The 11,772-nt window shown below is 42.4% G+C and carries 11 protein-coding genes, 1 rRNA gene and 1 pseudogene; 6 read left to right on the top strand and 7 right to left on the bottom strand.

All coding sequences use genetic code 11. The features are described 5' to 3' along the window. A pseudogene (locus tag BN93_RS18385) lies at positions 1-200 on the top strand (hypothetical protein); the annotation flags it as partial. Here BN93_RS18385 and BN93_RS02210 read toward each other — a convergent pair. From BN93_RS02210 to tssD, 3 genes are all read right to left on the bottom strand, one after another. Further along, the gene (locus tag BN93_RS02210) at positions 180-725 is read right to left on the bottom strand and encodes a hypothetical protein (protein ID WP_052311356.1); all 546 of its coding nucleotides are present in this window, start codon (positions 723-725) and stop codon (positions 180-182) included. The pseudogene BN93_RS18385 and the gene BN93_RS02210 overlap by 21 nt on opposite strands. Positions 726-1,300: 575 nt before the next feature. Continuing rightward, on the bottom strand, positions 1,301-1,846 hold the full coding sequence (locus tag BN93_RS02200) for a hypothetical protein (RefSeq protein ID WP_052311355.1): 546 nt from the start codon (positions 1,844-1,846) through the stop codon (positions 1,301-1,303). 69 nt (positions 1,847-1,915) lie between these two features. Continuing rightward, positions 1,916-2,227: a type VI secretion system tube protein TssD gene (gene tssD / locus BN93_RS02195; RefSeq protein ID WP_019186719.1), complete on the bottom strand. Its 312-nt coding sequence runs from the start codon at positions 2,225-2,227 to the stop codon at positions 1,916-1,918. Between the two features lie 586 nt (positions 2,228-2,813). Between tssD and BN93_RS02190 the strand changes: the two genes are divergently transcribed. The 5 genes from BN93_RS02190 to BN93_RS02170 all read left to right on the top strand — a co-directional run bounded on the left by BN93_RS02190 (position 2,814) and on the right by BN93_RS02170 (position 6,488). Beyond that, positions 2,814-3,107 (top strand): hypothetical protein, encoded by a 294-nt coding sequence (locus tag BN93_RS02190; RefSeq protein WP_019186718.1) that lies wholly within the window; start codon positions 2,814-2,816, stop codon positions 3,105-3,107. A gap of 547 nt (positions 3,108-3,654) precedes the next feature. Beyond that, positions 3,655-4,251: a TetR/AcrR family transcriptional regulator gene (locus BN93_RS02185; protein ID WP_009230417.1), complete on the top strand. Its 597-nt coding sequence runs from the start codon at positions 3,655-3,657 to the stop codon at positions 4,249-4,251. Then, entirely contained in the window at positions 4,248-4,739 is a 492-nt protein-coding gene (locus tag BN93_RS02180; RefSeq protein ID WP_019186717.1) for a hypothetical protein, read from the top strand. Before BN93_RS02185 ends, BN93_RS02180 begins: the two co-directional genes overlap by 4 nt. Before the next feature lie 112 nt (positions 4,740-4,851). Continuing rightward, positions 4,852-5,598, top strand: a complete 747-nt coding sequence (gene fabG / locus BN93_RS02175; protein WP_009230419.1) for a 3-oxoacyl-[acyl-carrier-protein] reductase — start codon at positions 4,852-4,854, stop codon at positions 5,596-5,598. A gap of 224 nt (positions 5,599-5,822) precedes the next feature. After that, positions 5,823-6,488, top strand: a complete 666-nt coding sequence (locus BN93_RS02170; RefSeq protein WP_019186715.1) for an RluA family pseudouridine synthase — start codon at positions 5,823-5,825, stop codon at positions 6,486-6,488. A 737-nt stretch (positions 6,489-7,225) separates the two neighbouring features. Here BN93_RS02170 and BN93_RS18380 read toward each other — a convergent pair. From BN93_RS18380 to rrf, 4 genes are all read right to left on the bottom strand, one after another. Continuing rightward, entirely contained in the window at positions 7,226-7,561 is a 336-nt protein-coding gene (locus BN93_RS18380) for a hypothetical protein (RefSeq protein WP_232211085.1), read from the bottom strand. A 1,311-nt stretch (positions 7,562-8,872) separates the two neighbouring features. Continuing rightward, positions 8,873-10,081 carry an MFS transporter gene (locus BN93_RS02155; RefSeq protein WP_019186712.1) on the bottom strand — a complete coding sequence of 403 codons (1,209 nt, stop codon included), beginning with the start codon at positions 10,079-10,081 and terminating at the stop codon, positions 8,873-8,875. Between the two features lie 450 nt (positions 10,082-10,531). Next, on the bottom strand, positions 10,532-10,981 hold the full coding sequence (locus BN93_RS02145; RefSeq protein WP_019186710.1) for a lytic transglycosylase domain-containing protein: 450 nt from the start codon (positions 10,979-10,981) through the stop codon (positions 10,532-10,534). A 571-nt stretch (positions 10,982-11,552) separates the two neighbouring features. After that, positions 11,553-11,665, bottom strand: a 5S ribosomal RNA gene (rrf, locus tag BN93_RS02140). Between the last annotated feature and the right edge of the window lie 107 nt (positions 11,666-11,772).

Genomic DNA, 11,772 nt, shown 5'->3' with positions numbered 1-11,772 from the left:
AGCTTGCTCAAACATTGTCATGGCGAGAAAACGCACTTTTCGAGGAACGAGAAAAGAACGTTCCTAGCCACAACAACTTGCGCCTTTACCTTATTGGCCGTTCATCTAACGTGCAGCATCTAGGTTTCAGTACTGCGGCTACCAACCGTTGGTGGTGTGACTACAACAAATGCCCCATTTCATTCCTTTACACGTTTTAACTTGACAAGCCTTTTGCCTCGAACGTCATAGATGGCAGTAAGCGTGTGACCAACGCTTAGACCTTCTGCAAGTTGCTCAACATAAGAGAAGTCTATTGTCATTTTTCTAAGTGCTGAAGGTCCACATAATATATGATTGTAAAGCATCAAAGCGATAGTGTCTTCTATCATCACAGGCAACGAATTGAAAGTGGCAGAATCCTCTATTTCTACTGTTAATAGGTATTCATAATCCTTATCTAACATAACTGTATCTAAGAGTATTCTTTCTCCTTCGTTATTAATGTTCTTAATAAATCTAGTAGTGTTACTCCATCCCTTCCTTTTATCCAATGCTTTGAAGAATTCCTCTTCCTTGTTGGATAACTGTGGCTGATAACTTGGCTTTGGTTGCATCAACATTCCCCATGCCAAGAAGTATATGCACACGAACAAAATGAAAAGACCAATAAGGCATAGCAGCCACCACAAAACAGCTTTCTTATACTTATTATTCTTTGATAATGAGGTTTTGTCCATCGACATACGCATCTATGTTATTGTTAATTACAAACTTATCGTCAATCTTATACCAAATTGCATTTTTCCCTACTATCGCATATTCTACCTTATTCTTTGTCTTTATGGGCACAACCTTTATTGCCTTCAAATGCTTAATATACGCAAAGACAACAATGGCAATAGTAGATGCATGTGTAGTGGATAATGTAGCAGTTTTATCAAGATAAACGCCATACCGAGTTATTCCGCGGATTCTATGGTCATTAACAACCCGATCGATGCGAAATACTCTTTTAAGAGAACGTTTTCGTTAAGCCAAATGAGCAATGTCGAGCTTGCTCGGACATTGCCATGGCGAGAAAACGCACTTTTCGAGGAACGAGAGAAGAACGTTTTCGTTAAGCCAAATGAACAATGCCGAGTTTGCTCGAACATTGTCATGGCGAGAAAACGCACTTTTCGAGGAACGAGAAAAGAACGTTCCTAGCCACAACAACTTGCGCCTTTACCCTATTGGCCGCTCATCTAACGTGCAGTACCTAGGTTTATGTACTGCAGCTACCAACCGTTGGTGGTGTGACAACAACAAATGCCCCATATCATTCCTTTACACGTTTTAACTTGACAAGCTTTTTGCCGCGAATTTCATACTCTGCAGTTAGTCCATGTCCCACACTTGCGCGTTCGTTAAGTATTTCTTCATAAGAGAATACAACAACGATCTTTTGCAGTTTTGGCGATTTCTCGAGAACATAGTTATATAAATGTAGGGCAATTGTATCTTCGACATTTGCTGGTAAGGAATAGAAAGTTGAGGAGTCTTCAATTTCTATGGTAAACATGTATGCATAGTTTTTATCCAACCGAATTTGGTTTTGGAATAAAGATTTTCCTTCCTTGTCTACATTATAAATGTATCTGTCTGCACCAGTCCAGCCCTCTTTTTCCTCCAAGTCGCTAAAGAACTGCTTTTCTCTAATTGAATGTACTGGCTGATTGTTCGGCTTTGGTTGCATCATCATTCCCCATACCAAGAAGTATATGCACACGAACAAAATGAAAAGACCAATAAGGCATAGCAGCCACCACAAAACAGCTTTCTTATACTTATTATTCTTTGACAATGAGGTTTTGACCATCGACATACGCATCTATGTTATTGTTAATTACAAACTTATCGCCAATCTTATGCCAAATTGCATTTACCTTCAACATTAAATGGCCTCTCCTGATAGTTTGTGTCGCCAAATATAGGCTTCATTGAACTGTATGCGGCGCACAGGTAGGTCGCCCAACCCGTCGTAAATTTCGAGACTTCCTCGTGCGCGAGGTTTGTCTTCGTCTTTGAGCATTAACTCTAAGATGAAATAGTCATTAGGAGCCCCCATCGACACATATAGGTTGCCGTCGTCGGGATAGTGCGATAAGAGATTTCCTCGCCATCCTACGAGACGATAAAAGCATTGGTCAAACAAGTTGACGTCGTAACTGCGACCATTAAGTGTAAGGGTTGTGCGTGTGTCCATGAGGATTGAGTGTTATGGTTGTTCTGCAAAATTAGCATTTTCTTTTTAAACGACAAAGAAAAAACTCTGTTGCAGTACGTTAGATTTTACGAACAAGTGCTAAACATAACCACACGCACTTTGTATGTTAACAGCATAAGGCGCGATGCCCTAAAATGGCATATCAATTTGCATTCGTCCATACTATCTCATCGAGGCCGTCTTGACTTTTAATCTTTCTGCAAATTGAGAGAAGTTTATTGCCTTTGTGCTGTAAAACCAAGATAAAAACCAACAACTCCCGAGGGTATCAACTCATCAACTTACAAACTCATCAAACCAAAATCTTAAATTATTATCTTTTATTTTACAACACAGCTCTAATTTTCGTTTCATTCTAGCGAAAATGTAGGCCATAAAGTAGGTAAATCACCCCTATTTTGGGCTTTTCTCGTTATTTGTTTTGGCTGTTTTTAAGAGCAAAACCTGCATTTTGCACCATTTTGCCTTTCTATTTGGGTTGTCGGCTCGTCTTTTTTAAAGCCCAACAACCTGCTTTTAGCCCCTAAAAACCCACTTTTTAACGACTATTTCACCCTTTTCGGCCATGTTTTTCATGGTTCTAAAAGGTTTTATTTATACCATTGCAGCGGATATTTATGCTTTTCGTCTCGCAATTAGCACCAATTCACCTTGCATTTTGCACCAAAACGCATTGCATTTAGCGGCAAAACGCACTGCATTTAGCACCAAAACGCACTTCATTTTGCTGCAAATCGCCCCAAAACGGGTATTAGTGGCGGTCGTTTTAAATAAAAATTCATTTTGTCTGCATGCACAACTGCCCCCTTTTGGCACCAAAACAAACCTCCGCGAGAATCGATTTTTTGCGGCAAGGTGAACGATTGGTGGGCAAAAAAGGCACTCATAATGTTAAAATCATTATTAAAAGTTAGACAAAACGATTATACTTCATACACGCGCGAGTAGGCAACGGCACAGAGAACACGTGCGCTTGCTACCACCAGTGCGAGCGATTGCAGGGCATGCTGCCCACGGCCAACGGAGGCAACATCATGAAAAACGCAGAAGTAATACGCCATTGACAGCTAGTTTTCAACTTGTGTAGAATGTATTGAATGACTTATGACAGGAAACTTTTTAAGGCCTAACCACGTTTTGCCACAGACAAATGGAACTGACTCTCAGATTTTATCGTGTCTTTGTCCTGCACTCTGTATATGAGAGGAGTGTTTATCTTGGTTTTACGGCACAAAGATAATATACTCTTCTCAATTTACAGAAATACCAAAAGCAAGGCGGCCTCTCTCTAAAAAACAAACCAATAATTTGTTCATTCGACAAAAAAACAATAAATTTGCACATTAACTAAGCCGTGTGCAACAACGTGCGGCAAGCATATAGATTAGAGAAAGGAGGAAACGAAGATGTCCATTTCCAAAACAAGACAAAAGCTAGTGGACGTGGCGCGCCAGCTATTCGCACGAAACGGCGTGGCAAACACCACGATGAACGACATCGCCGTGGCATCGGGAAAGGGCAGGCGAACGCTTTATACCTATTTTAATAGGAAAGAAGACGTGTACTATGCCGTGATTGAAGCCGAACTGGAACGCCTATCTGACAAGCTAGACGAGGTGGCGGCGAAGAAAATCAGTCCCCAAGACAAGATTATCGAGCTGATATACACCCACCTAAGCATGATAAAAGAAACGGTGGTGCGCAACGGAAACCTACGTGCAGAGTTCTTCAGGAACATCTGGACCGTGGAGAAAATGCGCAAAAACTTCGACGAAGACGAGATTGAACTATTCAGGAAGGTGTATGCTGAGGGCAAAGCCGATGGCGAATTTGACATCGACAACGTGGAACTAGTGGCCGACATCACACACTATTGTATCAAAGGACTTGAAGTGCCCTTCATCTACGGCCGCTTGGGGCATGGCCTAACCGAAGAGGCCAGCAAGCCATTGGTGGCAAAGGTGGTGTATGGCGCATTGGGCAAACGCATCAATAAGCAATGAAAGCCGCCGCATTATTATTTTCGTTCGTGGCTATATTCATGGCTGCGTGCACGGCATCAAGGTCAAAAGAACGAAGCCACACCACCAAACCCGCCACTGTACAAGCCGCCAAAGCGGCGGCAACAATGAAAGACAGCACGCCAATGCAACGCCCTGTTGCCCCCGACACGACAACGAAGTACACCCAAGAGGATGGTGGCATGACACAAATTGAAAGTAAGTTCTTTACAGAAACGCCATCGATGCAAGTTCTTTATCAAGAAACGATACGAAGAGGAGACATCGACAATGCAGAGATGTTGCTGCCCAAACTTCCTTCGAAGAGCAAAGAAGTGGACGTGGATAAGAACGGGCTAATTGGCATTTCCTATAAAATCGGACACCGGCAAGCAACGGTTGAAATGTACTATAATGGCGGTGTAACCACGCTCATACTACGTGAGCAAAGCGGAGGCGTAAACCGCAAAATCATCCACAGTGCCGACTAGCCCCTAAAACGGCTAACAGGCAACAGGCACAAACATTGTTTTGCCATGTCAAAGTAAGTTTGTACCTTTGCCTAACGAAATCAATGTATTTTCTAACATAAATAAAATCAAAATGGGATTATTAACAGGCAAAACTGCCCTTGTTACGGGTGCTGCCCGCGGCATTGGCAAAGCCATCGCATTGAAGTTTGCACAAGAAGGCGCAAACATCGCATTCACCGACTTGGTTATCGACGAAAACGGTAAGGCTACCGAGGCCGAAATTGCCGCTCTCGGCGTTAAAGCCAAAGGATATGCCAGCAACGCCGCCGACTTTGCACAAAGCGAAGAGGTTGTTAAACTGGTGAAAGAAGACTTTGGCTCGGTGGACATCCTCGTGAATAACGCCGGCATCACCAAAGACGGCCTTATGCTACGCATGACCGAACAACAGTGGGACGCCGTTATCGGCGTAAACCTCAAAAGCGCATTCAACTTCATTCACGCTGTCATCCCCGTAATGATGCGCCAACGTGGTGGCTCCATCATCAACATGGCATCTGTTGTAGGTGTTCATGGCAACGCCGGACAAGCCAACTATGCCGCCTCTAAGGCTGGTATGATTGCCTTGGCCAAGTCTGTAGCCCAAGAAATGGGTCCCAAAGGCATTCGTGCCAACGCCATTGCCCCTGGCTTTATCGATACGGCCATGACGCAAGAACTGTCTGATGAGGTACGTAAAGAATGGATGAACCAAATTCCTTTGCGCCGTGGTGGAACCGTTGAAGACGTAGCCAACTGCGCACTTTACCTCGCCTCCGACCTATCTAGCTATGTAAGCGGACAGGTTATCCAGGTAGACGGCGGTATGAATACGTAATTACACACAAGCATTCGTGTTCGGCGAAAAGGCCGTTGTGCCCTTTCGCCGAACCAACGTTTGCGGTTAAGGCAGCTCTAAATGTTAACTTTGTACTTTTCAGAATAAGCTTTAACCCGAACAAGCGATGGCAAGTTTGCCAACACAATCGGTCAATTTATTTACCAGTGCACTTGTGAACCGAGAACCTTGCCCACCCCATACACACCCAATCCTTAGATATCATGATTCCTGTTTACGAAGACAACCACATCATTATCGTTTCTAAACATAGTGGAGAGATAGTTCAAAGCGACAAAACCGGCGATGTGCCACTTGTAGATATCGTAAAGAGCTACCTCAAAGAAAAGTATGCCAAGCCTGGGAACGTGTTCCTAGGAGTGGTTCATCGGCTCGACAGGCCAGTATGGGGGCTTGTGGCATTCGCAAAAACAAGCAAGGCGTTAAGCCGCATGAACGCCCTTTTCAGAACGGGCGACGTGGAAAAGACTTACTGGGCCATCGTACAGTCGCCTCCCGAAAACGAAACGGGCGAATTGGTACATTGGCTCACGCGCAACGAAAAACAAAACAAGAGCTATGCCCACAACCACGAAGTGGCAGGTGCAAAGAAGGCCATACTTAGCTATAAGGTTATCGGCCGCTCCGAAAACTACACGCTCTTAGAAGTGCAACTGATGACTGGCCGGCACCACCAAATACGTTGCCAGTTGGCCGCTATGGGCTGCCCCATCAAGGGCGACTTAAAGTATGGAGCAAGGCGAAGCAACCCCGATGGCAGTATCTCCCTGCTTTCTCGAAGGATTTCGTTTGTTCACCCCGTCTCTAAAGAAACGATCTGCGTTGAGGCTCCCCTACCCGACGACAACCTTTGGCACGCGTTTGGATAGGAAGAGGGCTTGACCAAGAACATAAACAAACGAGCCGACAAGCATCTAGAAACCCTAAGCGATGCAAAATGCAGGCGACACGCTCAAAAAATGAACAAATAAAGAGCTGCGTTATGCTGAGATTTGCGGCTAATTGTATAATTTGCAAGCATACTTTTCGCTAGAAAATGTCGAAAGCACGACGCCTTTTTAAATATTAGTTCCAGATTTAAGTTTTGTGGTGACGAGTACGTGAGTTTGTGAGCTGAGGTCAGGACAACTTCAAGGTGAAAAACAAGAAAAAGAAAACCAAACAACTTTTTGAAGTCCCCCTGTTGACAAGTTGACGAATTTTCAAATCGCAACAGGTATATCGGAATGACGTTTACCCCTTGCAACCAGCAAGAATGGTGTTCTTCGTTGTTCCAAACTCGTATATGGAATTATTTGGAGTACCATACATTACAGATATTAGTCCGTGTGCGCCATTTTACTTTTTTGATGGGCTTGGTTTGATTATAAAATATACGCACTAGCAGAATTAATACGTAAGCGACACCTAAGTACAAAAACAATCTCGCCAATAAAAGGAGATTGTAGGAGACGTAATTTATAAGTAGCCATGCAACTACACACCCCCCAAAGGGCTCCACCAACAGCAAACCTATATGGGCGTAGCGTCGTTATGTCTGTGAACCTTAATTTATATCCCACTATTTCTTGATTTTAAATCATAAGACTGCTGCACTCACTCACCATTATTTTGTATACCAGGTGTCTGCATAATTCAATGAGGAGAGCCTACTTCGCCATTTAACTCTTTTATTTAACTTAAAACCAAAATAATGGGTTGAAGTTAATAGAAACTCTTTCAGACTTTCATTCTTTTGAAGTCTGTCCTCTTCTGACTTTTCAAATGGACTATCTTCAAACAGGTTTAACTTAAAACCATCTTTAAATACAAACTGTATCGCTATTTTGTATTGACTTGTATTTATATAATCAAGACTATAAAAGCCTAATAAATCTGTTTTTCTATAACGTTTTTCTTTCTTTCCTATTTGGAAAACGACATATTCCTTGGTATAACACACAAGTACGGTCTTATTGCAGATTTTATGCAACAAATAGATGCACATATACACAATAGCACAGAAGGAGCAAGACATGATCCACCAATTATAATATTCGGTAGGGCAAAAGAATTTGATTATGAAATAACCGAACATGATGAATACCCCTACCCATATCGCAGACATGTATGGAGGATAAGTTAAGACATTGGAGAATTTGTATCTATAAAGAGTATCCATAATTTTTTATACCCAATTATTTATGCAATTGTTATTTGATGAGCATTGAGTACACGAGTGGCTAGTCTAGATCATTATAACCATCCGTATTTATCATTTTCCTGCTTTGTACAAATTTGCCATTGTTTATATGGAAGACCTTTTCTTTAACAACTACATCACCACCTACTAATGGTACTGTTTGTCTTAACACTATCTCATATTAGTGTGTTATTTTAAAGTCCAAACAACGGCTTATATTACAAAAGTTGAGGATTATATTTTAAGTGGATTGGCTTAATTGGATCTAACGTTACGTCTTTTAACGAGTTATCATCGGCGTTCAATATCAACCAAACTTGTGTACTCGTAGCTTCTGCTCCAGTGCCAGATTCAAACAAACGAATAACATATACGCCATTACCTTCTTCAATTTCCGCATGGATAATCTTTTCACTGAAAGACAATCTAAAATTCGAACATCACAATATGAGATCTTCAACCTTTCATCGCATGGTATCATCTGCAGCTTTAATTTTAAAACAAGTTTCATTCCTTATTTCCATTTTTGCTTTACCATAACAAGCCAAAACAACAAACGAAAATATAAATACAGCTGTCTTTTTTCATTTTAAATCTATTTATAGGCAAAAAGAAATAGCTTTAGAACTAGTCTATCGAAAATTGAGATTTATAAATGACACCAACTCCTTCTTTTATTCCACGGTATTCGAAGAGTCTCATCAATGATCGTCAAAATTCTTCTTTCGCTCAACAACGCTTGTTTTGAACACTTTCTTTCTAAACACCTTCTATTGTCATTCAATGAGGTTGCGGTAGGGTGAACATGAACGTAGGAATAGATGTTTAATTCTCGTGTGAACATCGGCACACAAGTGATGTGAGCCTAATAAGACTCACACCCCTTGCTGTGCCGAAACCTATGAAGAGGGTTTCGAGTGCCTCTTTGGATAAGTTAATATCATGATGTTAAGACAGGCTTTCTATTGATATATTCCAAAATTATTGGCTCTCGACCATCATTTGTCGTCCACTTATAACTTGTCAACTTGCCAATCTGTCAACTTGTCAACTCGCCAACTATAACGGCTTTTATCTCAGCTTATGTCCCTTAAAAGCGAAGAAAGCGATGTAGAGGAAACAGGGAAGGCAAATCCAATAGGCGTTTTGTGGTCCGTAGTTGTCTTTAAGAAGTCCGAAAAGAACCGTTACAACGGCTCCACCAATCAAGCCCATAGTAAGAACAGATGCACCCGACTTGGTGAACTTACCCAAATCTTGCATCGACAAAGGCCAGAATGCAGGCCACATCAGCGAACACCCCAAAGCGATAACGCCAATGCTAAACACGCTCAATGCACCAGGCAACAGCACAACAAGCAACGTACCCACTAAGGCGATGATGGTACATACTTGCAAGGCACGAGTCTGCGACATGTATTTGGGAATGAGAACAACGCCAGATATATAACCCACGCTAATGCAAAGAGGCGTAATCCACGAATAATTCTCGGCATTTTCTAGGCCAAGGCCCTTGGCATAGTCGATAAGCGTGGCCAAAGCGATGGTTTCGGCACCTACATAAAAGAAGATGGCAAAGGCTCCAAGCACCAAGTGAGGGAACTGGAAAATAGATTTCTTGCTGTTGGCATATTGCGAAACCTGAGCATCTTCGGCACTATTTGATGCCTCATTCTCGTCTTCGCCTGCCGCCTTCACCTCAGGCAGCGGAGCCATCAACGACAGAACACCAAGTGCAAGGAACACGGCGATGATGATATAAAAGGGCTTATCTAGTTGACTAACGGTAAGATGTTCGCCTGCAACCAATGTGATGAACCACGGCGAGATGGGCCAGGCCAGCTTATTGCATATACCCATAACGCTGATACGCTTGGCTGCACTCTCTACGGGACCAAGAATGGTGATGTATGGGTTAATGGCCGTTTGTAGAAATGCGTTGGCCGTTCCGCAACAAAACGATGCTACGAGGAACAACACAAAGCTTTCTTGACTGGCCGAAACGATGAACACACCGAACGAAAGGGCAAAAAACAAAAACGCAACGGCCATTGTGCGCTTATAGCCAATAAGCTTTACTAATTGACCAGCGGGATAACCGAATATCAAAAAGGGAATGAATGTTGCGCCAATAAGCAGGTAGGCACCAGCCGATGGTACGTTGAGCGACTCTTGCAACACTGGCACCAATAGCGAATTGATGCCTAACGCAAAGCCGCAAGAAAAGAACATCAGGCCTAAGAATGCGATAGGCACTAGATAATTTTTGTTTTCAGACATAATGTTGGTTTATTTAATTGATTGTTTATCGTTTGTATTCGGCTCTATTCCGACTTAATGCACGCCCTTGCAAACGCCTTTTGTTGGGTGTGCATAATTTGTTTGAGCAAAGTTACGACAATTGGAAGATACGGCCAAAAGATAGGAAGAAATAATTATTACAGCCTAATAAAATACGTTTATGCGGTGCCCCCTGTTTGCAGAACAGGTTTTGTTGAGGTGTTCGCCCTCGCGCGCGTATATATTAAGGTGTAGGAGTTTTCAACTGGGGTTTAAAGTTGTGTAAGGCAAAATTATGTGCCTGAGGAGGAGGATTGCAACTGGGTTTTACGACTGACCCCAAAATGGGCTACGCATTGGGTAATAAAAGCAGTGTGAAACAGAAAAGGGGACAAACGAAATAAATCGTTCATCCCCCTTTTATTGCATGTTAGAGCATTTATCACTGCATTAAGTAGTTTTATTCATTGCTCTAGTTACTTTTTCGTAATAGCGTTGCGTCCCTTTATTGCTGTATTTCAATCCACCATTCCAAGCGCGTATGGCCCGTTCAATGTTGTTTTGTGGATTATGACGCTTTTGAATGAGAAGGAATATCTCCTTCGACTTCTGAACGCTAAACCTGTCTTTAAGTGTGTAAGCCTTCTTGATATTCAATTGTTTGAGATACAAGTTGACTTCTCTAACGCATATCGGTGTTATTTGCATGGCTCCAACAGACTTACCGCTTCTGGCGAATCTGTTTCCACCACTTTCCACCTGAATAATCGCATCCATAACCGGCTCCCAGTTCACGCTGTTGTCCGCCGTGTTATCCTCATTCGATGTTGCAAGGGCTAGGCCCGGCAGTAAACTTAAAATTGTAATACATAAAAATACAATTCTCTTTAATCTCTCCATAATTTTTTATTTATGAGACCTGAGCATGTAAGCCATCTGATTATAGCACATTTGTTGCCCGCGACTATTACTTTATGAGAAATAAGTTAAGTGAATAATCTCAGTCCCGTTAGATACCTTAGCGAATAAGCTCTTCCGAAACAAGGGGAAGGGTTTATCCTTATTCTTATCGCATGCAAAGTTACGAAATAAAACCGATGTAGCCAAACTTTTAATGCAAAAACCGTACTTTAAAAATTGTACAACATGCTGTAAAGCAGATAGTTAAGCAAAAAAAGGAAGAGTAGAACAGAAAACACGAACTATCCATACAAGCCTTGCTTGAAAGAAGAAAACACGGCAAAACAAACAAGCCTTTTCGGTATTTTGAAACCTGAACTCAGACATTTATAAACGCATCGACTTATAATTTCACAAACTAATGCACTTTCAATTCCACTAACTTACAAACTTATAAACACAAAACCTTTTAAACTCACTTACTCACCAGCCCTCAAACTTAAACCCTCACCAACTCCCAAAAACGAACAAGCCCTGAGTGCAGTCTTCGCACTCAGGGCTCTCGTATGAAAAAAGGCGGCCACCTACTCTCCCGCATTGCATTGCAGTACCATCGGCGCAGGCGGGCTTAACTTCTCTGTTCGGAATGGGAAGAGGTGGGACACCGCCGCAATAACCACCTGATTAGGGGTTGACTATCGCACAAGCAAGCCAAAAGAAAGGTAACGCGCCACGCGGCACTTGCGTCCTGCGACGCCCGCAAAAAGCGAGGCCGACGACACGGCTGAGGC

This window comes from Prevotella conceptionensis 9403948, from assembly GCF_000312305.1.
Classification (GTDB): Bacteria; Bacteroidota; Bacteroidia; order Bacteroidales; family Bacteroidaceae; genus Prevotella; species Prevotella conceptionensis.
Note: the sequence above shows the minus strand (reverse complement) of the source record. Positions and strands in the feature narration are given on the sequence as shown.

Bases quoted from the DNA above. Each gene is read 5' to 3' on its own strand.
- BN93_RS02210 (WP_052311356.1), bottom strand. From the start codon at position 725: ATGTCGATGGACAAAACCTCATTATCAAAGAATAATAAGTATAAGAAA.
- BN93_RS02200 (WP_052311355.1), bottom strand. From the start codon at position 1,846: ATGTCGATGGTCAAAACCTCATTGTCAAAGAATAATAAGTATAAGAAA.
- tssD (WP_019186719.1), bottom strand. From the start codon at position 2,227: ATGGACACACGCACAACCCTTACACTTAATGGTCGCAGTTACGACGTC.
- BN93_RS02190 (WP_019186718.1), top strand. From the start codon at position 2,814: ATGTTTTTCATGGTTCTAAAAGGTTTTATTTATACCATTGCAGCGGAT.
- BN93_RS02185 (WP_009230417.1), top strand. From the start codon at position 3,655: ATGTCCATTTCCAAAACAAGACAAAAGCTAGTGGACGTGGCGCGCCAG.
- BN93_RS02180 (WP_019186717.1), top strand. From the start codon at position 4,248: ATGAAAGCCGCCGCATTATTATTTTCGTTCGTGGCTATATTCATGGCT.
- fabG (WP_009230419.1), top strand. From the start codon at position 4,852: ATGGGATTATTAACAGGCAAAACTGCCCTTGTTACGGGTGCTGCCCGC.
- BN93_RS02170 (WP_019186715.1), top strand. From the start codon at position 5,823: ATGATTCCTGTTTACGAAGACAACCACATCATTATCGTTTCTAAACAT.
- BN93_RS02155 (WP_019186712.1), bottom strand. From the start codon at position 10,081: ATGTCTGAAAACAAAAATTATCTAGTGCCTATCGCATTCTTAGGCCTG.
- BN93_RS02145 (WP_019186710.1), bottom strand. From the start codon at position 10,981: ATGGAGAGATTAAAGAGAATTGTATTTTTATGTATTACAATTTTAAGT.